The sequence below is a fragment of the Amycolatopsis sp. SB7-3 genome, assembly GCF_041021335.1.
GTDB classification, from domain to species: domain Bacteria; phylum Actinomycetota; class Actinomycetes; order Mycobacteriales; family Pseudonocardiaceae; genus Amycolatopsis; species Amycolatopsis japonica.
Window position 1 is genome coordinate 3,008,499 of the sequence record NZ_JBFPJQ010000001.1, and the last position, 24,548, is coordinate 3,033,046.

Genomic DNA, 24,548 nt, shown 5'->3' on the forward strand with positions numbered 1-24,548 from the left:
AAGGCTAAGCATTCGGGCGCGCCAGGGCGTCAGATCGCGTTTAGCCCGCGAAACGCGATCTGGGCGGCGCGGGCGGCCTGACCTGCGTTTCGCGGGCTAAACGCGATCCGGCCTGGGCCGGGGCAGGTCGTGGATCTGCGCACGGGAGTGACGTGCACTACGGTGCCGCTAGCGGTGCACGGGCAGGCGGCGGGCTGTGCGAAAAGTTACCCGCGGGTCTGGCCAGAAAAGAAAACTGGTGAGTAACCTGTTCGCACTCAGCTCGTTGCACCTGGTTGACGCGGGTATCGCTGCGCGAACGCATGCGTCCTCTCGGGCCAGTGGCACGGGAAGGCAGTGCGCGACGACGCGGAACAGCTCCTGGAGGTGCGATGGGTGCCGAGGTGGTCATCGAAGGTCTTTCCAAGTCCTTCGGTAAGCAGGCCATCTGGCGGGACGTCACGCTGACCCTGCCTCCGGGCGAGGTCTCGGCGATGCTCGGTCCGTCCGGAACCGGTAAGTCCGTCTTCTTGAAGTCGATGATCGGTCTGCTCAAGCCGGACCGCGGCCGGTGCATGATCAACGGCGTCGACATCGTGACGTGCTCCGAACACCAGCTCTACGAGGTGCGCAAGCTCTTCGGCGTCCTCTTCCAGGACGGCGCGCTCTTCGGTTCGATGAACCTCTACGACAACGTGGCCTTCCCCCTGCGGGAGCACACGAAGAAGTCGGAGACCGAGGTCCGCCGGATCGTGCTCGAGAAACTCGAGATGACCGGTCTCAACGGCGCCGACAAGAAGCTGCCCGGCGAGATCTCCGGCGGTATGCGCAAACGCGCCGGTCTCGCCCGCGCGCTGGTGCTGGACCCGCAGATCATCCTGGTCGACGAGCCGGACTCCGGTCTCGACCCGGTCCGCACCACCTACATCTCCCAGCTCTTCCTCGACGTCAACGCGCAGATCGACGCGACGTTCCTGATCGTCACGCACAACATCAACCTCGCCCGCACCGTGCCGGACAACCTGGGCATGCTCTTCCGCAAGGAACTGGTCATGTTCGGCCCGCGCGAGGTGCTGCTGACCAGCGAGGAGCCGGTCGTCAAGCAGTTCCTCAACGGCAAGATGGACGGCCCCATCGGCATGAGCGAGGAGAAGGACTCGGCTCAGCTCGCCGCCGAGCGCGCGATGTTCGAGGCCGGTCACCACGCGGGCGGTGTCGAGGACGTCAGCGGGGTGCCGCCGCAGATGCAGCCGACGCCCGGCGTGCCCACCCGGATGGGCGCGGTCCGCCGCAAGGACCGCGTCATGCAGATCCTGCACGGCCTGCCGCCCGAGGCGCAGCAGAGCATCATCGAGTCGCTGTCCCCGGAGGAGCAGCAGCGCTACGGCGTCCGCCCGCAGCGTCTCGCCACCGCCGGCCACCGGTCGGCGCCGGTCGACAGCTCGATCCCGAACCACCACCAGGGCCAGCTGCCCGACGACCAGGTCGCCCACATCCCGCACCCCGGGAGAGCGGGCAACCACCGCTTGCGGCCACAAGATCCGGGGTCAGGTGGCGCGTGAGCTCTCCCGCTTCATCGGCGAAGATCCCCGGAATCGGCATGGTGCGCGAGACCGGGAACCTGTTCGCTCTCGGCCTCGACATCGTTCGTGGCATCTTCCAGCGCCCGTTCCAGCTGCGGGAGTTCATCCAGCAGGCCTGGTTCATCGCGAGCGTCACGATCCTGCCGACGGCGCTCGTCGCGATCCCGTTCGGCGCGGTCATCTCGCTGCAGTTCGGTTCACTCGCCCGCCAGCTCGGCGCCCAGTCCTACACGGGCGCCGGGTCGGTGCTGGCCACCGTGCAGCAGGCCAGTCCGCTGGTCACGGCGCTGCTGGTCGCGGGCGCCGGCGGTAGCGCGGTCTGCGCGGACATCGGCGCGCGGACCATCCGCGAGGAGATCGACGCCATGGAGGTGCTCGGCGTCTCCGCGGTGCAGCGGCTGATCGTGCCGCGTGTGCTCGCGATGATGCTGGTGGCGCTCCTGCTGAACGGCATGGTCAGCGTCATCGGCGTGCTCGGCGGGTACTTCTTCAACGTCGTCCTCCAGGGCGGGACGCCGGGTGCGTACCTGGCGAGCTTCTCCGCGCTGGCCCAGCTGCCGGACCTCTGGGTCGGCGAGCTGAAGGCGCTGATCTTCGGCTTCATCGCCGCGGTCGTCGCCTCCTACCGGGGACTGAACCCGTCCGGCGGCCCGAAGGGCGTCGGCGACGCGGTGAACCAGTCGGTCGTCATCACGTTCCTCATGCTGTTCGTGGTGAACTTCGTGATCACGCTGATCTACCTGCAGATCGTGCCCGGAAAGCTGGACTGACGCATGACCTTTCTCCAGGGCGCCAAGCGGGTCGCCAACCGTCCTTTGCAGACACTGGACAACCTCGGTGACCAGATGTCGTTCTACGGCCGCGCGTTGCTGTGGACGCCCAGGACGCTTCGCCGCTACATGAAAGAAGTCCTGCGGCTGCTGGCCGAAGTGAGCTTCGGTTCCGGCTCGCTCGCCGTCATCGGCGGCACGGTCGGCGTGATGGTCGGCTTGACCCTGTTCACCGGTGTCCTCGTCGGTCTCCAGGGTTACTCGGCGCTGAACTCGATCGGCACCTCGGCCTTCACCGGCTTCCTGACCGCGTTCTTCAACACCCGCGAGATCGCCCCGCTGGTCGCCGGCCTCGCGCTTTCGGCGACCGTCGGCGCGGGCTTCACCGCCCAGCTGGGCGCCATGCGGATTTCGGAGGAGATCGACGCGCTCGAGGTCATGGGCGTGCCGAGCCTGCCGTACCTGGTGACCACGCGGATCATCGCCGGTTTCGTCGCGGTCATCCCGCTGTACGTCATCGGCCTGCTGAGTTCGTATCTCGCGTCGCGGTTGGTCGTTATCTACATCTACAACCAGTCAGCGGGTACCTACGACCATTATTTCGACCTGTTCCTACCACCACAGGATGTGTTGTATTCGTTCATCAAGGTGCTGTTGTTCAGCGTCTTGATCATCCTGTCCCATTGCTATTTCGGATACCGGGCCTCCGGTGGCCCCGCCGGTGTCGGCGTGGCGGTCGGTAAAGCGGTCCGGCTGAGCATCGTCACGGTGTCCATCATGAACTTCTTCATCGGTTTCGCGATCTGGGGAACCGACGTCACGGTGAGGATCGCAGGATGATCGCGACAGTCCGGCGCAGGCTACTGGGTCTGCTCCTGGTCGCCGTGCTCATCGGCGGAGTGGCGCTGAGCATCGCGCTGTACCAAAAGGCGTTCACGCCCGTCGTCAGCGTGAAGCTCCAGTCGGGCAACATCGGGAACCAGTTGCTGAAGCAGTCCGACGTGAAGGTCCGCGGCCTCATCGTCGGTTCGGTCAAGGACATCACCGCGACCCCGGACGGCGCCGAGCTCACGCTCGCGCTGAATCCCGAGTCGGCGAAACTGATCCCGCAGAACGTTTCGGCGCGATTCCTGCCGAAGACGTTGTTCGGTGAGCGTTTCGTCTCCCTGGAGATCCCGGACGCGCCGTCGGAGAAGACGATCGCCGAAGGTGACGTGATCACTCAGGACCGTACGTCCGGCGCGGTCGAGCTGGAGCAGGCCTTCGCTCATCTGATGCCGGTCTTGCAGGCCGTCCAGCCGCAGAAGCTGTCGAGCACGCTGTCGGCGATTTCCACCGCCCTCAACGGCCGCGGTGACCAGCTCGGCGACACCCTCGCGCAGCTCGGCGACTACGTCGGGCAGCTGAACCCGCACGAGCCGAAGCTCCAGCAGAACCTCAAAGAGCTCGCGAAGTTCTCGGACAACCTCAACGCCGTCGCCCCGGACCTGGTGCAGACCTTGGACAACCTGAGCACCACCACCCGCACCGTGGTGGACCAGAAGATGAACCTGGCGAACCTCTACGGCAGCGTCACCCAGGCTTCGGTCGATCTGCAGACGTTCCTGCAGAACAACGCCGACAACCTGATCCGGCTCGCCGACACGGCCCGCCCGACGGCGGAGCTGCTCGCGAAATACGCGCCGGAGTACCCCTGCGTGATCGGGCAGATGGCGGCCAACCTGCCGAAGATCGACAAGGCGCTCGGCAAGGGCACCGACCGGCCCGGTCTGCACGCGACCATCGAGGTCACCGTCAACCGCGGGCCGTACCTGCCGGGCAAGGACGAGCCACGGTTCGAGGACAAACGCGGTCCGCGCTGCTACGACCTCAAGCAGTTCCCGGACCCGTTCCCGCAGTACCCGCCGGACGGTCCGATCAAGGACGGCAGCACGGTCAAGCAGCCGGCACGCTCGGCGAACGACGGCCTTTCGCCGTCGAACGGCTTCGCGAACGTCGGCGGTTACAACGGCGGGGGAGCGCCCGGCGGTAGCCCGTCCTACAGCGCGTCCGAATCGGACTTCCTCGCGCAACTGGTCGCGCCGCAGGTCGGCATGTCCGCCTCGGACGTGCCCGGCTGGGGATCGCTGCTCGTCGGTCCGCTCTACCGGGGAGCGGAGGTGCACGTCCAGTGAGGGGATTGCTCGCTCCGCTGATCAAGCTCTGCGCCTTCATCGTGGTCACCGTGCTGTTCACGACCATCCTCGGGATCAGCATCGCCAACGTGAACACCACCAGCACCAACGCCTACAAGGCGCGGTTCAGCGACGCCACCTTGTTGCTGCCCAACGACGACGTCCGCATCGCCGGCGTCCGGGTCGGGCAGGTCAAGGACGTCCGCATCGTCGACCGCCGCCAGGCCGAGGTCGAGTTCGAAGTGGACGCCGGACGCAAACTGCCCGCCGGGGTCACCGCGCAGATCAAGTTCCGGAACCTGGTCGGCCAGCGCTACGTCTCGCTCGGGCAGGGCACCGACTCCTCCGGCAAGAACCTGGAGCCCGGCGGGAACATCCCGCTGGAGCGGACCACGCCCGCGCTCGACCTGACGCAGCTGTTCAACGGGTTCAAGCCGCTGTTCACCGCGCTCAACCCGGACGACATCAACAAGCTGTCCTACGAGGTCATCCAGGTCCTGCAGGGTGAGGGCGGCACCGTCGAGAGCCTGTTGAAGCACACCGCCTCGCTGGCCACCACGATCTCCGACAAGGACAAGGTGATCGGCCAGGTCATCGACAACCTGAACTCGGTGCTCGACACGGTCAACGCGCACACGCCGCAGCTGAACGACCTGATCGTCAAGCTGCAGCAGCTGGTCTCCGGGCTGGCCGCGGACCGCGAGCCGATCGGCGACGCCATCGACTCGCTCGGCACCCTCGCCAAGACGACCTCCGGTCTGCTCGGTGAAGCCCGCGAGCCGCTCAAGCAGGACATCGCCGCGCTCGGCACGCTGTCGAAGAACCTCAACGACAGCCAGCCGATCGTCGAGCACTTCATCCAGTTCCTGCCGCAGAAGGTGACGGCGCTGACCCGCACCGCCGACTATGGCTCCTGGTTCAACTTCTTCGCCTGTGAGATGACGGGAGCCGTCGCCCTGCCTCCGCTGATCAACGAGCCGATCAACCTGCCGCTGCTGCCGGTGAACCGGGCGAGGTGCACGGCATGAAGTCGTTCCGGAAACGCAATCCGATCCCGATCGCGCTCGTCGGCGTCTCGGTGCTGCTGCTCGGTTTCATCGCCGCGCTGAACTCCGAGGACCTGCCGGTCATCGGTGGCGGGACGACCTACACCGCGGACTTCAGCGAGGCTTCGGGCCTCCAGGAGGACAACGACGTCCGGGTCGCCGGTGTGAAGGTCGGCAAGATCTCCGAGATCAAGCTCGACGGCGACAAGGTCCGGATCTCGTTCAAGGTCAAGGACGCCTGGCTGGGCGACAAGACCAGCGCGGCGATCAAGATCAAGACCGTCCTCGGCCAGAAGTACCTGGCGCTCGACCCGCAGGGGCAGCGCACGCTCGACCCGAGCGCGACCATCCCGCGTGAGCGCACGATGTCGCCGTTCGACGTCCTCGACGCCTTCCGCGGTCTTTCGCAGACCGTCGACGACATCGACACGACGCAGCTGGCGAAGAGCTTCGACGTCATCACGGAGACCTTCGCCGACACCCCGGCCGACGTGAAGGGCGCCCTGACCGGCCTTTCCCGCCTCTCGGACACCATCGCCAAACGCGACTCGCAGCTCTCGAGCCTGCTCGCGAACACGCGGCAGGTGTCGCAGACGCTCGTCGACCGGGACGCCGAGTTCCAGAAGCTGCTGGCCGACGGCAACAAACTGCTCGGCGAGGTGGCCAAGCGCAAGGAGGCGATCTCCGCGCTGCTGGACGGCTCGCGCAACCTCGCGACCCAGCTCAAGGGCCTGGTCGACGACAACGACGCGCAGCTCGACCCGGTACTCGCCCAGCTCGACCAGCTGACCTCGATGCTGCAGCGCAACCAGGACGCCCTGGGCCAGGGCATCGCGCGGTTCGCGCCGTTCATCCGGGTGTTCACGAACACGATCGGCAACGGCCGCTGGTTCGACAACTACATCTGCGGACTGGTCCTGCCGTCGTTCGGGCCGATCAACGACAAGGGGTGCTACGAGAAATGAGTACCCGTCTCGGTTCCAGCCTCGCGCGCGGCTTCACCATCGCGATCGTGCTCGCGCTGGTCGTCGCCGGCGCGCTGTGGTGGACGCTCAAGGACGCCGGCCGCAACCACGTGACCGCGTACTTCGCGGGCACCGTCGGCCTCTACGAAGGCAACAGTGTCCGCATGCTCGGCGTGGACATGGGCACGGTCACCAGGATCCAGCCGATGGGCAACCAGGTCCGCGTCGACCTCGAATACGACCGTTCGGTGGCGGTGCCCGCGGACGCGAAGGCGATCATCGTGTCGCCGTCGCTGGTCAGCGACCGCTACGTGCAGCTGGCCCCGGCGTACAAGGGCGGCCCGCGGATCGCCGACGGCGCCGTCATCGGCCTCGACCGCACCGAGGTGCCGCTGGAGGTCGACGAGCTCGCCGCCAGCCTGTCCCGGGTCAGCAAGTCGCTCGGGCCCAACGGCGCCAACAAGAACGGTTCGCTGTCGAACCTGCTCGACACCGCCGCGAAGAACTTCGACGGCAACGGGCAGGCGCTGCACGACACGATCACGAAGCTCGGCCAGGCCGCGGGCACGTTGTCGGGCAACAAGGACGACCTGTTCAAGACCGTCGAGAACCTCGGCTCCTTCTCGAAGACGCTGGTGAACAGCGACAAGCAGGTCCGTGACTTCGAACGGCAGCTCGCCGACGTCAGCGGATTCCTCGCGGGGGAGCGGGAGAACCTCTCGGCGACGGTGAAGCAGCTGTCCGACACGCTCACCGCGGTGCAGGCGTTCATCGAGAAGAACCGCGACCGGCTCAAGTCCAATGTGGACAAACTGGCGAGCGTGACCAAGGTGCTCGTGGACCAGCGCGGCGCGCTCGCCGAAATCCTCGACGTCGCCCCGGTCGGCCTCGGGAACCTGGTCAACACCTACAACGCCTCTTCGGGCACGCTCGACGCGCGGGCCAACCTCAACGAGCTCACCCAGCCGCCGCTGGTGATGGTGTGCAACCTGCTCAAGCAGACCCCGGACGCGCTCGATGCGCTGGGCGACGCGTGCAAGGGTGTCGCCGGGCTGGTCGACGGGCTGGTGCCGTTGCCGTCCATCGCCCAGGTGATCCAGTCGTCGCAGGCGGGCCAGCTGCCGCCGCTGCCGCTCCCGATCGCGGGTCAGCTCTACGGAACGGCGGCCAAGTGATGAACAGGAAACTTGCTTTCGCGGCTGTCGGGACCGTCGCGGCGCTGACGTTGAGCGGCTGCGCGTTCAGCGGGATCTACGACGTCCCGCTGCCGGGCGGCGCCGAACTCGGCGACCACCCGTACACCGTCAAGGTGCAGTTCCGTGACGTCCTCGACCTGACCCCGCAGGCCGGGGTGAAGGTCAACGAGGTCGCCATCGGCCGGGTCGAAGCCATCGGCCTGACCCAGGACGGCTGGAACGCCGAAGTCACCCTCCGGGTCAACGGCGACGTGAAACTGCCGGCGAACGCGCTCGCCAACGTCAAGCAGTCGAGCCTCCTCGGCGAGAAGTACGTCGAGCTGGCCGCACCCGCCGACGGACAGGGCAAGCTCGCCGACAACGCGGTGATCCCGCTGGCCCGCACGAACCGCAGCGTCGAGGTCGAGGAACTGCTCGGCGCGCTTTCGCTGCTGCTCAACGGTGGTGGGGTGGAACAGCTCAACACCATCACCAAGGAGCTCAACAACGCCACCACCGGCCGCTCGCCGGAGCTCAAGGCGCTGCTGAACAACACCAACGAGCTGGTCACGAACCTCGACAAGCAGTCCGCGAACATCACGCGGGCGCTCGACGGGCTGAACCGGCTCTCGCTCACGCTGAACGGCCAGAAGGACAAGCTGGTCGGCGCGGTCGACAACCTCGGCCCCGGGCTCGGTGTGCTGGAGCAGCAGCGCGGTCAGCTGGTGACCATGCTGAACGCGCTCAACCACCTCTCCGGTGTCGCCGTCGACACGGTGAACAAGAGCAAGGAAGACCTCGTCGCCGACCTCAAGGCACTGCAGCCGACGCTGCAGAAGCTCGGCGAAGCGGGCGCGGACCTGCCGAAGGCGCTGGAGATCCTGCTGACCTTCCCGTTCAGCGACGCCGCCTATGACGGCGTCAAGGGCGACTACTTCAACCTCTTCGCGAAGATCGACCTGAACCTGAACGAGATCCTCAAGAACCTCGGCCGCAGCCGTCAGAACCCGCTCCAGGACGTCGTCCCGGTGCCGGGCTTGACCGGCGGGACGGAGGGACCGGGGGCGAATCCGCCGCTGCCGATCCCGGACAGCGTCGGCGGTGTCGCCGGTGGCCAGGCGAGCGCGCCGCAGGGTGGCGGGCAGCCGCAGCAGACCGGACCCGCCGGTATCTTCGGCGTGCTTTCGGGAGGTGCCGGCTGATGCTGGTCCGTAGGACGAAGATCCAGCTGGTCGCGTTCGCGATCATCTCCGTGGTCGCCATCGTGTACGCGCTGATCCGGTTCGCCGGGCTCGGCCAGGTCTTCGGCGACGAGGGCTACACGGTGAAGCTGCAGCTCAAGCAATCCGGCGGCATCTTCACCAACGCCGAGGTCACGTACCGCGGCTTCAACATCGGCCGGGTCGGCGAGCTGCGCCTGACCAAGACCGGGCTGGAAGCCGATCTCAACATCTCGCCGGACGCCCCACAGGTGCCAGCCGATCTCGACGCCGTCGTCGCGAACCGGTCGGCGGTCGGCGAGCAGTTCGTCGACCTGAAGCCCAAGAGCGACAAGGGACCGTACCTGAACGCGGGTTCGGTCATCCCGGCCGACAAGGTCAAGACGCCCGTGCCGACCGAGCAGCTCATCGGCGACCTCGACAGCCTCGCGGCCTCGGTGCCGACCGACTCGCTGCGCAAGGTCGTCGACGAGTCGTACAACGCCTTCAACGGCACCGGCCCCGACCTGCAGCGGCTGCTCGACACCGCGCGGAGCTTCACCACGACCGCGCAGGAGTACCTCCCGCAGACGATCCAGCTGCTGGAAAAGGGCGGGCAGGTCCTCGAAACGCAGAACGAGATGTCGAGCTCCATGAAGTCGTTCAGCGCGGACCTCAACAAGCTCTCGGGCACGCTGAAGAACTCCGACGCCGACATCCGGAAGCTGATCGGGATCACCCCGCAGGTGGCGAACCAGATCAGCGAGGTGCTCGCCGAATCCGGACCGGGGCTGGGCGCGCTGACGGCGAACCTGCTCACGACGTCGAATCTGCTGGTGACCCGGCTCGACGGGCTCGAACAGGGCCTGGTGACGTACCCGATGCTGGCCGCGGGCGCGAACAGCGTCGCCAACGACGGCACCGCGCACCTGGGCCTCGCGCTCAACCTGTTCAACCCGCCTTCGTGCACCAAGGGCTACATCGGCCTCGACAAGTACCGCGAAGGCACCGACACGACGCCTCGCGCGCCGAAGGACGACGCGTACTGCGCCGAGCCGAAGGGCAGCCCGATCAACGTGCGCGGTTCGCAGAACGTGCCGTACAACGGGGTTCCGCAGATCCCGTCGGAAGGCGACGTCGCGGCGAACGCGGGCCGTTCGGCCGAGGAGCTGGCCAGCCTGCGCGCGGCGCAGGGCATGCCGAGCGTCCTGCAGAGCCCCGGGGTCAGCCTGCCCACCCTCGGCACGCTGCTGGGCCTGCCCGGCTGAGCCCGAGACCGTATACCTACCCTGGAGTGTCATGAGTTCTTCTCGATCGCGGACCCTGGTACTGGGGGCGGCGGCGTTCGCGCTGGCCGCCTTCCTCGCCGCGGCGATCTTCGGTGTCATGTGGGCCGTGGCCGCGTCGGACGACAACGCCGACCTGGCGCGCTCGCGGGACGACGTGGTCAAGGCGGGCGGCACCGCGATCAAGGCGTACACCGAGGTCGACTTCGAGAACCTCGACGAGTTCTTCAACAAGCAGAAGGCCGTCTCCGACGAGAAGATGAGCCAGCAGCTGGCCCAGCTGGAGCCGACCTACCGCAAGGCGCTCGGCGACGCGAAGACCAAGGTCGTGACCACGATCCAGGACATCGCGGTCGAGGAACTCGACGACCACGAGGGCAAGGCGAGCTTCCTCGCCGCCATCTCCACCCAGGTCACCCAGGGCGACAAGGCGAGCTCGAAGGCGTTGCGCCTGGAGGTCTCGATGACCCGGGTCGGCGATGAGTGGAAGCTGTCCGGGATCGACAACGTGCCCCTCGTCGCGGCCGGTCAGTAAGAGCGTCACCTAGAACGGAGCCACGTAGTGCCCCCCTCCCGTCGCCAGCCCCCTCGCAGCACTCCGCCGGTGCGCCGCCCCCGGGTGGCCGGCCTGCGACGGCCCGGTGCGTCTCCTGCTTCCGCTCCTGTTTCTCCGGTTTCGGACGCGCCTGTTTCGGAGGCTCCGGCTTCGGAGGTCGAGGTCGAGGAGACGCCGGTGGCGAAGCCGGCGCCGGTCCGCCGTCCGTCGCCGCGGCCGGCTCCGGTTGCTGAGCCGGAGCCTGAGCCCGAGGTCGAGTCCGCCGAGTCCGTCGAGACCGCTGAGGACACCGAGGTCGCTGAAGAGCCTGAAGCTCCCGAAGAAGAGGTCGTCGCGAAGCCGACCCCGCGTGCGAAGGCCCGCGCGGTCGCCGAGGAGAAGCCGGACGACCTCGAAGAGGCCGAAGCCGAGGTCGACGAATCCTCGAAGGACGAGAAGAAGCCGGGCTCGAAGCAGCTGATCCTGGCGGGCGCGCTGGTCGTCGTCGGGTTGCTGCTGGCCGCGACCGCGGTGCTCTTCAAGATCCAGGCCGACGACGTGTCCAGCTCGACGAACAACACGGCGCTGCTGGACGTCGCGAAGACCGCGCAGGTCAAGGACCAGGTCGCGAAGGCGACCGAGGCGCTGTTCTCGTACGACTACAACAACATCGCGAAGACCGAGACCGCGGCGGCCGATCTGCTGGTCAACGACGACGTGCGGGCGAAGTACAACCTGCTGATGGGCGAGGTCAAGCGGCTGGCCCCGCAGCAGAAGATGGTCGTGACCTGCAAGGTCACCCGCAGCGCCGTCATCCGGCTGGAAGGCGACCGGGCCGACGTGATGGTGTTCGTCGACCAGAGCTCGACGCGGGCCGACACGAACAAGACCACCGCCGGGAGCGCGCAGCTGCACTTGAACGCGGAGCTGCAGGGCGACAAGTGGAAGATCACGGCGATGAACACCTACGCCGCTCCGCCGAACCCCACCGCTTCCTCGGCCCCCGCTTCACCCCCGGCCTCCCCGGCCCCCTCGAAGTGACCCGCCCGGATCGCGTTTAGCCCGCTAAACGCGATCCGCCTCCGCGACGCCCGTCGTTCCGTGAAGGCCTCCTTAAGGGACCCAGAGTCCCTCAAGGAGGCCTTCACGGCGCCCGACCCCGCTGACCTGCGTTTCGCGGGCTAAACGTCACGCGTCGGCGCGTGGACCAGGGGGCTCAGGCACCACCGCTCGACCGGAGCTTGTAGCTCGCCGTGCGTGCCTTCTTGGCCATCTTCGGGTCCGGGTGGTCCGTGCCGACGACGTTCAGGAGCTGGAGCCGGTCCGGATGGCCGGAGGACGTCAGCAGGTCCACGATGTCGAAGCGGTCGTCCATGTCGGCGAGTTGATGGACGAACGCGCCGAGCGCGTGCATCGCCGCGTAGTGGTCGGCCATCCCGAGGACGACCTCGTCGCGGGTGATCGTTTCCCGGTCGACCGCGCCACGTTCGGACAGCCACATCGCGGCCGCCGCGCCGACCAGACCGCCTTCGGCCCGGACCCTCGCAGCGGTCTCCAGACCGATCTCACCGGTCTCTCCGAGCGCGATCAAGGCGAACAACCGTTCTACGGGGAGCCGCGCCGTGTGGAGGAACGCGCTCGCCTCGGCCGCCGCGTCGGAGGGTGACCGGTGCCGGACCCAGGCCTTCAGCTCCGCGTCGATGACCCCCGGCCCGGACGCGGCGAGGCGTGTGCTCAGCTCGCCGAGACTCTTCTCCGCCGCCTCACCGATGACCGGTGCGTCCATTCCGGCCTCGCGGAGCGCCCTGTTGATCGCCCAGACGGCGATCGGGGTGAGGCTGAGTACGTGCGGGGAGGGATCGGGTTTTCCGGCGATCTCGGCGATCAGCGCGAGCCCGGCCGGGTCCGCGGTACCCTTCTCGATCGCGCCGAGCCGTTCCAGCAGATCCAGCGCGACGCTCGTCGCGTACCGCGTCGATTCGTCCGGCGCCTGCGCGAGCTCGATGGCTTCGAAAAGGAGCTCGACCGGCATGGCGACCGGACCCGACCGGTAGAGCGTGAGTGTGATCGTCGCGACCAGTCCGAAGGGCAGAAGCTCGGCCTCACCGATCGTCGAATACAGCCGCTCCCAGAGCCGGAGAGGGTCGTCGACGAGCGTCGCGTTCTCCTCGACGGGCACGTGCTCGCCGTCGACGTCGCGGACCAGCCCGGCCACCTCCGCCCACCGGGCGATCAGCGGATCGTCGCCGGCTGACCCGGCGACGTATCCGCGGACCTCGCCGAGAAGGGGGCTCCGCTCCGCGGCCTGCCGCAACTCGGCTTCCGGCCGCAGGGAGACCGGGGGCATCTCGGCACTGGCGTCCTGCTCCCACGTTTCGCTCACGCCGCCCAGTCTGGCAGCGCCCGCCCCGGTGCGCGTCGCGATTAGCCCGCGAAACGCAGGTGCGCCGCGCCGCCTGTGCGCCGCACCAGACGGCCCACCGGTCACAACGGTCACACGGCCCGGGTCCGCCCTGGGCGCCCCGCCGATCGCCTGGCCCGACCCGGTGACCGTCCGGGAAGCCCCGGCGGCCGGATCGCGTTTAGCCCGCTAAACGCAGGTCGGCGCGCCGGGGCCGCCACCTGCGGGTACCGGGCGGTAACCAGGATGATCGTCCTGTGAAGCGCCCGGCGCGGAGCTACTTCCACGCTGCGCCAACCGGCGGGACCACCGCGCGGCATCTTGACTCAGAGCCCCTGTGGGGTCACGCTTACTGGCAACGGTGAGAACCGGCGGTGCCCTTGCGGGAGGGACGGCCCGGGGAGGCCGAGGAGAGGCATACCTGAAGACGTTGCGATGCAGGCTGGGCCCCATCGGGAGCGCCCCCTGGACAGACCGCGACGTTCGGGCTAGACTGCTTCTTTGCGCTGCCCTCTTTCAGGCTGCCCGGAGCCGGTAGTTAGGATAGTGGGCACACGGCACCCTTGACAGTCCGCATCAGCTGTTGCTGACGCGGCTGCTCACCGCTCATTGTCCCCGGAAGGACGCATCTTGGCAGTCTCTCCCGCGAACCAGGCCACTGCTGCGACCACCTCGGCTGTATCTCGCTCGGAGTCCACGGGAATCCCGGGAGCCCCCAAGCGGGTCTCCTTCGCAAAGATTCGCGAGCCGCTCAGCACCCCGAACCTGCTCGACGTGCAGATCAGGTCCTTTGAATGGTTCACCGGCGACGAGGCGTGGTTCGAACGCCGCGTCGAAGAAGGTGAAGAAAACCCGGTCGGCGGCCTGGAAGAGGTCCTCAACGAGATCTCGCCGATCGAAGACTTCTCCGGATCCATGTCGCTGTCCTTCTCCGACCCGCGCTTCGACGAGGTCAAGGCCTCCGTCGAGGAGTGCAAGGACAAGGACATGACGTACGCGGCCCCGCTGTTCGTGACCGCCGAGTTCGTGAACAACAACACCGGCGAGATCAAGAGCCAGACGGTCTTCATGGGCGACTTCCCGGTGATGACCGACAAGGGCACCTTCGTCATCAACGGCACCGAGCGTGTCGTCGTGTCCCAGCTGGTCCGTTCGCCGGGTGTGTACTTCGACACCAGCGTCGACAAGACCACCGACAAGGACGTCTTCAACGTCCGCGTCATCCCGAGCCGGGGTGCCTGGCTCGAGTTCGACGTCGACAAGCGCGACACCGTCGGCGTCCGCATCGACCGCAAGCGCCGCCAGCCGGTCACCGTGCTGCTGAAGGCGCTCGGCTGGACCACCGAGGCGATCCGCGAGCGCTTCTCCTTCTCCGAGACGCTGCTCGCCACCCTCGAGAAGGACCACACCGCCGGCACCGACGAGGCGCTGCTCGACATCTACCGCAAGCTGCGCCCGGGCGAACCGCCCACCAAGGAGAGCGCGCAGACGCTGCTGGAGAACCTGTTCTTCAAGCCGAAGCGCTACGACCTGGCCAAGGTCGGCCGGTACAAGCTGAACAAGAAGCTCGGCCTGACCACGCCGTACGACACCGGGACGCTGACCGAAGAGGACATCGTCTCGACGATCGAGTACCTGGTCCGCCTGCACGCGGGCGAGGACAAGGCGACCGTCGGCGACCAGGTCATCCCGGTCGAGACCGACGACATCGACCACTTCGGCAACCGTCGTCTCCGCACCGTCGGCGAGCTCATCCAGAACCAGATCCGCGTGGGTCTGTCCCGGATGGAGCGCGTCGTCCGCGAGCGGATGACCACCCAGGACGTCGAGGCGATCACGCCGCAGACCCTGATCAACATCCGTCCCGTCGTGGCGGCGATCAAGGAGTTCTTCGGTACTTCGCAGCTGTCGCAGTTCATGGACCAGAACAACCCGCTGTCGGGGCTGACGCACAAGCGTCGTCTGTCCGCCCTCGGCCCGGGTGGTCTGTCGCGTGAGCGCGCCGGCATGGAGGTCCGTGACGTCCACCCGTCGCACTACGGCCGCATGTGCCCGATCGAGACGCCGGAAGGCCCCAACATCGGCCTGATCGGTTCGCTCTGCTCGTACGCGCGGGTCAACCCGTTCGGTTTCATCGAGACCCCGTACCGCAAGGTCGTCGAGGGCCGCGTCACCGACCAGGTCGACTACCTCACCGCGGACGAGGAAGACCGTTACGTGAAGGCGCAGGCGAACGCGCCGATCCACGACGACGGCACCTTCGTCGAAGACCGCGTCCTGGTCCGTAAGAAGGGCGGCGAGGTCGAGCTGATCGACCCGCTGGACGTGGACTACATGGACGTCTCGCCGCGGCAGATGGTCTCGGTCGCGACCGCGATGATCCCGTTCCTCGAGCACGACGACGCGAACCGCGCGCTCATGGGCGCGAACATGCAGCGTCAGGCCGTTCCGCTGCTGCGCAACTCGGCCCCGCTGGTCGGTACCGGCGTGGAGCTGCGTGCCGCGGTGGACGCCGGTGACGTGCTCGTCGCCGAGCAGGCCGGTGTGGTCGAGGAGCTCTCGGCCGACCTGATCACGATCATGCACGACGACGGCACGCGGAAGAGCTACGGACTGTACAAGTTCCGTCGCTCGAACCACGGCACCTGCTTCAACCACCGCCCGATCGTCAACGAGGGCGACCGGGTCGAGCAGGGTCAGGTCATCGCCGACGGCCCGTCCACCGAGAACGGTGAGATGGCGCTCGGCAAGAACCTGCTAGTCGCGGTCATGCCGTGGGAGGGCCACAACTACGAGGACGCGATCATCCTCTCCGAGCGCCTGGTGCAGGACGACGTGCTCACGTCGATCCACATCGAGGAGCACGAGATCGACGCCCGCGACACCAAGCTGGGCGCCGAGGAGATCACCCGGGACATCCCGAACGTCTCCGAGGAGGTCCTCGCCGACCTCGACGAGCGCGGCATCATCCGCATCGGTGCCGAGGTCCGCGACGGCGACATCCTGGTCGGCAAGGTCACGCCCAAGGGCGAGACCGAGCTGACCCCGGAAGAGCGCCTGCTCCGCGCGATCTTCGGTGAGAAGGCCCGCGAGGTCCGCGACACCTCGCTGAAGGTGCCGCACGGCGAGACCGGCAAGGTCATCGGCATCCGCGTGTTCTCGCGCGAGGACGACGACGAGCTGCCCCCGGGCGTCAACGAACTGGTCCGCGTCTACGTGGCCCAGAAGCGGAAGATCCAGCCGGGCGACAAGCTCGCCGGCCGCCACGGGAACAAGGGTGTCATCGGCAAGATCCTCCCCGCCGAGGACATGCCGTTCATGGAGGACGGCACGCCCGTCGACATCATCCTGAACACCCACGGTGTCCCGCGTCGTATGAACATCGGCCAGGTCCTGGAGCTTCACCTGGGCTGGCTGGCGTCGCAGGGGTGGAAGATCGAGGGCAACCCGGAGTGGGCGAAGAACCTCAACGAGGAGCTCTACGACGTCGACCCCGGCACGAACACCGCGACCCCGGTGTTCGACGGCGCCAAGGAAGAGGAGCTCACCGGGCTGCTCGGCGCGACCAAGCCGAACCGCGACGGCGAGCGCATGGTCAAGCAGAACGGCAAGGCCACGCTGCTGGACGGCCGCTCCGGCGAGCCGTACCCGTACCCGGTCTCGGTCGGCTACATGTACATCCTGAAGCTGCACCACCTGGTCGACGACAAGATCCACGCCCGGTCCACCGGCCCGTACTCGATGATCACGCAGCAGCCGCTGGGTGGTAAGGCGCAGTTCGGTGGCCAGCGGTTCGGCGAGATGGAGTGCTGGGCGATGCAGGCGTACGGCGCCGCATACACCCTGCAGGAGCTCCTGACGATCAAGTCGGACGACGTGGTCGGCCGCGTCAAGGTGTACGAGGCCATCGTCAAGGGGGAGAACATCCCCGAGCCGGGTATCCCCGAGTCGTTCAAGGTGCTCCTGAAGGAGCTCCAGTCGCTCTGCCTCAACGTCGAGGTGCTGTCCAGCGACGGCGCCGCGATCGAGATGCGCGACTCCGACGACGAGGACCTCGAGCGTGCCGCGGCCAACCTCGGCATCAACCTGTCCCGCAACGAGTCGCCCTCGGTGGACGACGTCGTGCACTGACCCGCGATGAGGCGGGAGCCTGCCTCCCGTGGGCTCCCGCCTCCGCTCGCCAACTCCTCTAGTCGCATCAACCCCAAGGGGATGTAAAGACGTGCTGGACGTCAACTTCTTCGATGAGCTCCGCATCGGCCTCGCCACCGCCGACGACATCCGTCAGTGGTCCTTCGGCGAGGTGAAGAAGCCGGAGACCATCAACTACCGGACGCTCAAGCCCGAGAAGGACGGCCTCTTCTGCGAGAAGATCTTCGGCCCGACCCGGGACTGGGAGTGCTACTGCGGTAAGTACAAGCGGGTCCGCTTCAAGGGCATCATCTGCGAGCGCTGTGGCGTCGAGGTCACCCGCGCCAAGGTGCGCCGTGAGCGGATGGGCCACATCGAGCTGGCCGCTCCCGTCACCCACATCTGGTACTTCAAGGGTGTTCCCTCCCGCCTGGGCTACCTGCTCGACCTGGCGCCGAAGGACCTCGAGAAGATCATCTACTTCGCGGCCTACGTGATCACCGGTGTGAACACCGAGCTGCGGCACAACGACCTGCCGACCCTCGAAAACGAGATCGGCGTCGAGCGCAAGAACCTCGAGACCAAGCGCGACGCGGACATCGAGGCACGGGCGCAGAAGCTGGAAGCCGACCTGGCCGAGCTGGAGGCGGAGGGCGCGAAGTCCGACGTCCGCCGCAAGGTCAAGGAAGGCGGCGAGCGCGAGATGCGTCAGCTGCGTGACCGCGCCGGTCGCGAGCTGGACCGTCTCGAGGAGGTCTGGACGACCTTCACCAAGCTCGACACCCGTCAGCTGATCGCCGACGAGCTGCTCTACCGCGAGCTCGTCGACCGCTACGGCGAGTACTTCACCGGCGGTATGGGCGCGGAGGCCATCCAGAAGCTGGCCACCGAGTTCGACGTCGCCGCGGAGGCCGAGAGCCTGCGCGACACCATCCGCAACGGCAAGGGGCAGAAGAAGCTCCGCGCGCTGAAGCGGCTCAAGGTCGTCGCGGCCTTCCAGGCCACCGGCAACGACCCGCGCGGCATGGTGCTCGACGCCGTCCCGGTGATCCCGCCGGACCTGCGCCCGATGGTCCAGCTCGACGGTGGCCGCTTCGCCACCTCCGACCTGAACGACCTCTACCGCCGGGTCATCAACCGGAACAACCGGTTGAAGCGGCTGATCGACCTCGGCGCGCCCGAGATCATCGTGAACAACGAGAAGCGGATGCTGCAGGAGGCCGTCGACGCGCTGTTCGACAACGGCCGCCGCGGCCGCCCGGTCACCGGTCCCGGTAACCGCCCGCTGAAGTCGCTGTCCGACCTGCTCAAGGGCAAGCAGGGCCGGTTCCGTCAGAACCTGCTCGGCAAGCGTGTCGACTACTCGGGCCGTTCGGTCATCATCGTCGGTCCGCAGCTGAAGCTGCACCAGTGCGGTCTGCCGAAGGACATGGCGCTCGAGCTGTTCAAGCCGTTCGTCATGAAGCGGCTGGTCGACCTGAACCACGCGCAGAACATCAAGTCCGCCAAGCGGATGGTGGAGCGGTCGCGTCCGCAGGTGTGGGACGTGCTCGAAGAGGTCATCACCGGCCACCCGGTGATGCTGAACCGTGCGCCGACCCTGCACCGCCTCGGTATCCAGGCCTTCGAGCCGCAGCTGGTCGAAGGCAAGGCCATCCAGCTGCACCCGCTGGTCTGTGAAGCGTTCAACGCGGACTTCGACGGTGACCAGATGGCCGTGCACCTCCCGCTTTCCGCGGAGGCGCAGGCCGAGGCCCGCATCCTGATGCTGTCGGCGAACAACATCCTTTCGCCGGCGTCGGGCCGCCCGCTCGCCATGCCGCGTCTGGACATGGTGACCGGTCTGTTCCACCTGACCCGGTTGAACGAGAACGCCGACGGCGCGGGCAACGCCTACTCGTCGCCCGCCGAGGCGATCATGGCGTACGACCGCAAGGCGCTGAGCCTGCACGCCCCGATCAAGATCCGCGTCACCGATCGTCAGCCCGCCAAGGCCGACGAGGCGAGGCTCGCGGAGAACGGCTGGGAGCCGGGCAAGGCGTGGCTGGCCGAGACCACCCTGGGCCGCGTGCTGTTCAACGAGCTGCTGCCGGCGGACTACCCGTTCATCAACGAGCCGATGCCGAAGAAGCGTCAGGCCGCGATCGTGAACGACCTCGCCGAGCGCTACTCGATGACCCAGGTCGCGCAGACCCTGGACCGCCTGAAGGACGCCGGTTTCTACTGGGCGACCCGTTCGGGTGTCACGGTCGCCATCTCCGACGTGCTCGTCCCGGCTGGCAAGAAGGCCATTCTGGACGAGTACGAAGGCAAGGCCGACCAGGTCGAGAAGCGGTACCAGCGTGGTCAGCTGTCGCACGCCGAGCGCAACAACGAGCTCGTCAAGGTGTGGACGCAGGCCACCGAAGAGGTCCACAAGATCATGGAGACGGCGCTGCCGGACGACAACCCGATCGCGATGATCGTGAAGTCGGGCGCGGCGGGCAACATGACGCAGGTCCGGTCGCTGGCCGGTATGCGTGGTCTGGTGTCGAACCCGAAGGGTGAGTACATCCCGCGTCCGATCAAGGCCAACTTCCGTGAAGGCCTGTCGGTGGCGGAGTACTTCATCGCGACGCACGGTGCCCGTAAGGGTCTGGCGGACACGGCGCTCCGTACCGCCGACTCGGGTTACCTGACCCGTCGTCTGGTGGACGTGTCGCAGGACGTCATCGTCCGCGAGATCGACTGTGGTACCACCCGCGGTATCAACATGCCGATCGGCGAGGACATCGGCGACGGCAAGGTGCTGCGCGACCAGCACGTCGAGACCAGCGTGTACGCGCGGAACCTGGCGACCGACGCGGTCGACGCCAAGGGCAACGTCGTGCTCAACGCCGGTGACGACATCGGTGACCCGGCGATCGACAAGCTCATCTCGAGCGGGATCTCCAAGGTCAAGGTGCGTTCGGTGCTGACCTGCGAGTCGGCCGTCGGTATCTGCGCCACCTGCTACGGCCGGTCCATGGCGACCGGTCAGCTCGTCGACGTCGGCGAAGCCGTGGGTATCGTCGCGGCCCAGTCGATCGGTGAGCCGGGTACGCAGCTGACGATGCGTACGTTCCACCAGGGTGGTGTCGCCGGTGACGACATCACGACCGGTCTGCCCCGTGTCCAGGAGCTGTTCGAAGCCCGGGTCCCGAAGGGCAAGGCGCCGATCGCCGACGTCGATGGCCGCGTGCGCATCGAGGAGAGCGAGCGGTTCTGGAAGATCACGCTGATCCCGGACGACGGCAGCGAAGAGATCGTCTTCGACAAGCTGTCCAAGCGTCAGCGGCTCGCGAACACCCCGAACGGCCCGCTGGGCGACGGTGACCGTGTCGCGGTCGGCCAGCAGCTGCTCGAAGGCACGCCGGACCCGCACGAGGTCCTGCGGGTCATGGGGCCGCGCGAGGCGCAGATGCACCTGGTGGACGAGGTCCAGAAGGTGTACCGGGCGCAGGGTGTGTCGATCCACGACAAGCACATCGAGGTCATCGTGCGGCAGATGCTGCGCCGCGTGACGATCATCGACTCCGGTGCCACGGACTTCCTGCCGGGCGAGCTGCCCGAGCGGACCAAGTTCGAGGCGAAGAACCGCGCGTCGGTCGCCGAAGGCGGCGAGCCGGCCTCGGGTCGCCCGGTGCTGATGGGGATCACGAAGGCCTCGCTGACCACGGACTCGTGGCTGTCGGCGGCCTCGTTCCAGGAGACCACGCGTGTCCTGACCGACGCGGCCATCAACGGCCGCTCGGACAAGCTCGTGGGCCTCAAGGAGAACGTGATCATCGGTAAGCTGATCCCGGCCGGTACCGGGATCAACAAGTACCGCAACATCCAGGTGCAGCCGACCGAGGAGGCGCGGGTCGCCGCTTACGCGATCCCGTCCTACGACGACGGCTACTACACCCCGGACGTGTTCGGCTCCACGCCGGGCGCCGCGGTGCCGCTGGACGACTACGACTTCGGCCGCGACTTCCGCTGACCGAAGCGAAATCCACGAGAAGGGCCCTCGCCGATCCGGCGGGGGCCCTTCCCGTTTTCGAGACACCCGAAATGAGTACAGGCCCCTGACGAATCCGGTTAAGGTGATCCGGTTCTACGCGATTCGGGGGCTATGCGCATTTCCATCTGGTAATCAGGGGTGACTCTGCGTGAACAAATCGCCAAGTGGTAGATCCCGCTCACGTACTGGGGCGATCTATCTCGCGACCTTCGCCGCGGTAGCGGCATTGACCGGCGTATTCGCCGCGCCAGCCGGAGCGGATCCGGCACCCTCTTCACCGCCGTCGAGTGCGTCGGCGACGTCCGAAGCACCGGCGAGTTCCAGCGCGCCGCCTAGTTCGTCGGCTGCGGAGAGCGCACCTCCGGTGGCGCCGAAGCAGCAGGCCGAGCGGACGAAGCTCGAAGCGTCCGTTGTCTTCGAAAAGCAGGAGTATCGGACCGACGAGAACGTCCGATTCACCTTGAAAATCAAGAACATCAGCGAGATCCCAGCGGTCGATGTGAAGGTGTCACAATCCATCACCGACCCGGCCGATCTGTCGGTGTCGAGTTGGGGCGATCTGGGCTGGGGTAAAGAGGGCGTGGATATCGCGCCAGGCGCGACAGTCGAGGTGGCTGCCACCGGGCATATCCAGGGCATCGACAAGGACAAGGCCGTCGTCCGCGGCAATCTCTTCGACGTGACCGGGTTCGGCGTCGGCGGCTTCTACGGCGACGTCACCGTAGCCAAGGTCACCGGGCACGCGACGGGATTCGTGTTCGGCGACAGGAACGGCAACGGCCGCGCCGACGACGGCGAACAGCTGTCCGGCATCACCCTGATCCTGGAGTACTCCGGGGCCGTCAAATACGAGGCCACGAGCAACGACGCGGGGAAGATCGACTTCGGCGAAGTCCCGGTCGCCAGGTACCGCCTCGGCGGCGCGGAACTCAAGGGCTGGCACTTCCCGTTCGAGTTCGTGCAGATCGGAACCGAACCGAAGGAGTTGCTCATCCGGGGGGCGCCACCGCTGAACGGTGCGTTGAAGGCATCGATGGCCTTCACGCAGGACAGTTACAAACCCGGCGAGCTCGCGCATGTCTCCGTGACCCTGACCAACTCCGGCTCGATTCCGCTCACGGGCATCGTCGCGGCTTGCGACCGCTATGGAGCCGACTATGCCCTGAAGGGCCGAGACAGCTGGGGAGATCTCGGCTATTTCGGGACAGGTGTGACGATCGCGCCCGGTGAGACGCGCAAGATCGACGTGGCCGAGAAGGTGCCGGACGCCGCGCTCAACCGCGGTGTGGTCACGGTGAGCTGTGACTTCGGCTATCGCGAGGTCGATGTCGACGGTCACGCTCTGGCCCATGACCAGGCAGCGGTTCCGGGCGGGTTGGCCACCGTCGTCGGTGACGTGGTCCACCTCGCCGGCCAGGGTGATCCGAAGGGAGTGAGCGGGGTCAAGGTCGTGCTCGTCTCCGACGGGAAATGCCCCGTCATCGGCGAGCGTACGACCGACGCTGACGGTCGCTTCGAGTTCCGCAAGGTGGCGCCAGGGCCCGAGTACAAGCTGTACTTCCTGACACCGCAGGGTTGGCGGATCCGGGGTGAGAACCCGATGCAGATCCAGGTTGTCGGGCCGGAGGACAAGCCCTTCCCGATCCGGATCTTGGCCGAGACAGGCGAGGCGTCCGCGCCCACCGTGCCCACGCAGCCCGCGGACTGCGGCAAATCCGAAACCCCGGCGCCGACGACCACGCCCGCCGGGCAGGGCAGTGGCGGCGGTCAAGGTGGTTCGGGGCTGGCCAGCACCGGTGCCGACGTGATCTGGCTCGGCGCGCTCGCGCTCGCCGCACTGGGCCTCGGAGCGGTTCTGGTCTTCGGCTCCCGCCGCCGTCGTCAGCCTGCCGAATAGCGGCCATCACCCCGAGAAAGCCCCCGGTCCTCCCAACCCGGGGGCTTTCCCTTTGCCCGCCCCGACCTGCGTTTAGCCCCCTAATCGCGATCCGGCCGACGATCGGCGCGGTATCCGCCTGGATGCGCGACGGATGGCGGGCGATCCCGGGACCGCCGGTCGAAAGGATGGTCGATATGGAATCCCTTGTGACAGAAGAGAACTCGGCCACGAAGAACCTGCGGTCCGCCTTGGACGACGTCCATCGGGCGGGGGTGCCGGGGGTGTTCGCCGAGGTGCGGGCGGATGGGCGGATCTGGCGCGGTGCCGCCGGGGTCGCCGACCTCGAAACCGGGCACCCCGTCGGGACCGGGATGCGGCAGCGCGTCGGCAGTATCACCAAGACCTTCGTCTCCGCCGCGGTTCTGCGTCAGGTCGAGGCGGGGCGGCTCGACCTCGACGCGCCGATCGGCGGCTTCCTGCCGCTGCTGGTCCCTGGCGAACGCGGCCGGGCGATCACGATCCGCATGCTGCTCAACCACACCAGCGGCCTCGCTGAGTACCTGCCCTACGCGTTCCCGTCGCTTCAGAAGCTCGCTCCCGAGAGCCTCGACGACAATCGGTTTCAGGAGTTCCGTCCGGCCGACCTGATCGCGCTCGGTGTCGGCGCGCCCGCCACCGGCGAGCCGGGCGGTACTCCCGGCGTCTACTCCAACACGAACTACCTGCTGCTGGGCGAACTGCTGGAGCACCTGACCGGCGTCCCGATGGAGGAGCACATCTCCCGCGCCATCATCGAACCCGCGGGTCTCGCGAACACCGGCTTTCCCGCCGGTCCGCATATCGATGAGCCGCACTCGCGGATGTACGAAGCGCTGTTCGGCGTGATCGATCCGCCGCGCGACTACAGCGTCTACAACATGTCCTGGGTGATGGCCGGTGCCGGACTGGTCTCGACCGTCGACGATCTCAACCGCTTCTACCGCAAACTGCTGGACGGGGAGATCGTCAGCCCGTCTTCGCTGGCGGAGATGCAGCGTCTGGTTCCGGTCATCGCGCAGGACGGGCGGCTGATCGACTACGGGCTCGGCCTGTACAAGACCGAGATCCCGGGGCATGGCGTCTTCTGGGGGCACGACGGCACGGTCTGGGGAGCGTTGACGATGGCCTGGGCCGGCGCCGACGGCGGACGGCAGTTCTCCGCCGCGATAAACCTCGTGCGGTGGCGCAAGCCGGACCCCGAAGGAACCCTGCACCCCATCGACGACGCCCTGGCGACCCTCAAGCACCAGGCCCTCTGCGGCCCCACCTCCGACCTGCGTTTAGCCCCCTAATCGCGATCCGGCGCCGACCTGCGTTTCGCCCCCTAAACGCGATCCGGAGCGGGCGGGCGCAGGTCGGGGC

At 67.3% G+C, this 24,548-nt stretch carries 16 protein-coding genes; 15 read left to right on the top strand and 1 reads right to left on the bottom strand.

Annotated elements, in window-relative coordinates; translation table 11 throughout:
- The first annotated feature begins 371 nt into the window (after positions 1-371).
- The 11 genes from AB8M46_RS14875 (at position 372) to AB8M46_RS14925 (ending at position 11,753) form a co-directional block, all read left to right on the top strand.
- Positions 372-1,541, top strand: a complete 1,170-nt coding sequence (locus AB8M46_RS14875; protein WP_125732138.1) for an ABC transporter ATP-binding protein — start codon at positions 372-374, stop codon at positions 1,539-1,541.
- 38 nt (positions 1,542-1,579) lie between these two features.
- Positions 1,580-2,332, top strand: a complete 753-nt coding sequence (locus AB8M46_RS14880) for an ABC transporter permease (protein WP_125732839.1) — start codon at positions 1,580-1,582, stop codon at positions 2,330-2,332.
- A gap of 3 nt (positions 2,333-2,335) precedes the next feature.
- On the top strand, positions 2,336-3,172 hold the full coding sequence (locus AB8M46_RS14885; RefSeq protein ID WP_016331063.1) for an ABC transporter permease: 837 nt from the start codon (positions 2,336-2,338) through the stop codon (positions 3,170-3,172).
- On the top strand, positions 3,169-4,506 hold the full coding sequence (locus tag AB8M46_RS14890; protein ID WP_394360512.1) for an MCE family protein: 1,338 nt from the start codon (positions 3,169-3,171) through the stop codon (positions 4,504-4,506). The genes AB8M46_RS14885 and AB8M46_RS14890 overlap by 4 nt, the downstream gene beginning before the upstream one ends.
- Positions 4,503-5,534, top strand: a complete 1,032-nt coding sequence (locus AB8M46_RS14895) for an MCE family protein (RefSeq protein ID WP_037332737.1) — start codon at positions 4,503-4,505, stop codon at positions 5,532-5,534. The genes AB8M46_RS14890 and AB8M46_RS14895 overlap by 4 nt, the downstream gene beginning before the upstream one ends.
- On the top strand, positions 5,531-6,517 hold the full coding sequence (locus AB8M46_RS14900) for an MCE family protein (protein ID WP_037332735.1): 987 nt from the start codon (positions 5,531-5,533) through the stop codon (positions 6,515-6,517). Before AB8M46_RS14895 ends, AB8M46_RS14900 begins: the two co-directional genes overlap by 4 nt.
- A complete protein-coding gene (locus AB8M46_RS14905) occupies positions 6,514-7,692 on the top strand; it encodes an MCE family protein (protein WP_125732143.1) in 1,179 nt (392 codons plus the stop codon). Before AB8M46_RS14900 ends, AB8M46_RS14905 begins: the two co-directional genes overlap by 4 nt.
- Positions 7,692-8,894, top strand: coding sequence for an MCE family protein (locus tag AB8M46_RS14910; RefSeq protein ID WP_125732145.1), 1,203 nt, complete (start codon positions 7,692-7,694; stop codon positions 8,892-8,894). Before AB8M46_RS14905 ends, AB8M46_RS14910 begins: the two co-directional genes overlap by 1 nt.
- A complete protein-coding gene (locus tag AB8M46_RS14915; protein ID WP_394360513.1) occupies positions 8,894-10,159 on the top strand; it encodes an MCE family protein in 1,266 nt (421 codons plus the stop codon). Before AB8M46_RS14910 ends, AB8M46_RS14915 begins: the two co-directional genes overlap by 1 nt.
- A 31-nt stretch (positions 10,160-10,190) precedes the next feature.
- Positions 10,191-10,712: a hypothetical protein gene (locus AB8M46_RS14920; protein WP_037332725.1), complete on the top strand. Its 522-nt coding sequence runs from the start codon at positions 10,191-10,193 to the stop codon at positions 10,710-10,712.
- Positions 10,713-10,910: 198 nt separating this feature from the next.
- Complete coding sequence (locus AB8M46_RS14925; protein WP_394360514.1) at positions 10,911-11,753, top strand: hypothetical protein; 843 nt, start codon at positions 10,911-10,913, stop codon at positions 11,751-11,753.
- Positions 11,754-11,928: 175 nt separating this feature from the next.
- Here AB8M46_RS14925 and AB8M46_RS14930 read toward each other — a convergent pair whose 3' ends face one another.
- A complete protein-coding gene (locus AB8M46_RS14930) occupies positions 11,929-13,095 on the bottom strand; it encodes a hypothetical protein (protein WP_394360515.1) in 1,167 nt (388 codons plus the stop codon).
- A gap of 648 nt (positions 13,096-13,743) precedes the next feature.
- Between AB8M46_RS14930 and AB8M46_RS14935 the strand changes: the two genes are divergently transcribed.
- From AB8M46_RS14935 to AB8M46_RS14950, 4 genes are all read left to right on the top strand, one after another.
- Positions 13,744-17,244, top strand: coding sequence for a DNA-directed RNA polymerase subunit beta (locus AB8M46_RS14935; RefSeq protein ID WP_037332717.1), 3,501 nt, complete (start codon positions 13,744-13,746; stop codon positions 17,242-17,244).
- Between the two features lie 91 nt (positions 17,245-17,335).
- Complete coding sequence (locus tag AB8M46_RS14940) at positions 17,336-21,247, top strand: DNA-directed RNA polymerase subunit beta' (RefSeq protein WP_037332715.1); 3,912 nt, start codon at positions 17,336-17,338, stop codon at positions 21,245-21,247.
- A gap of 385 nt (positions 21,248-21,632) precedes the next feature.
- Positions 21,633-23,165 (top strand): hypothetical protein, encoded by a 1,533-nt coding sequence (locus AB8M46_RS14945; protein WP_394360516.1) that lies wholly within the window; start codon positions 21,633-21,635, stop codon positions 23,163-23,165.
- Positions 23,166-23,353: 188 nt separating this feature from the next.
- Positions 23,354-24,478, top strand: coding sequence for a serine hydrolase domain-containing protein (locus AB8M46_RS14950; RefSeq protein ID WP_394360517.1), 1,125 nt, complete (start codon positions 23,354-23,356; stop codon positions 24,476-24,478).
- The last annotated feature ends 70 nt before the right edge of the window (positions 24,479-24,548 follow it).

Bases quoted from the DNA above. Each gene is read 5' to 3' on its own strand.
- AB8M46_RS14920 (WP_037332725.1), top strand. From the start codon at position 10,191: ATGAGTTCTTCTCGATCGCGGACCCTGGTACTGGGGGCGGCGGCGTTC.
- AB8M46_RS14910 (WP_125732145.1), top strand. From the start codon at position 7,692: ATGAACAGGAAACTTGCTTTCGCGGCTGTCGGGACCGTCGCGGCGCTG.
- AB8M46_RS14875 (WP_125732138.1), top strand. From the start codon at position 372: ATGGGTGCCGAGGTGGTCATCGAAGGTCTTTCCAAGTCCTTCGGTAAG.
- AB8M46_RS14905 (WP_125732143.1), top strand. From the start codon at position 6,514: ATGAGTACCCGTCTCGGTTCCAGCCTCGCGCGCGGCTTCACCATCGCG.
- AB8M46_RS14885 (WP_016331063.1), top strand. From the start codon at position 2,336: ATGACCTTTCTCCAGGGCGCCAAGCGGGTCGCCAACCGTCCTTTGCAG.
- AB8M46_RS14890 (WP_394360512.1), top strand. From the start codon at position 3,169: ATGATCGCGACAGTCCGGCGCAGGCTACTGGGTCTGCTCCTGGTCGCC.
- AB8M46_RS14880 (WP_125732839.1), top strand. From the start codon at position 1,580: ATGGTGCGCGAGACCGGGAACCTGTTCGCTCTCGGCCTCGACATCGTT.
- AB8M46_RS14915 (WP_394360513.1), top strand. From the start codon at position 8,894: ATGCTGGTCCGTAGGACGAAGATCCAGCTGGTCGCGTTCGCGATCATC.
- AB8M46_RS14900 (WP_037332735.1), top strand. From the start codon at position 5,531: ATGAAGTCGTTCCGGAAACGCAATCCGATCCCGATCGCGCTCGTCGGC.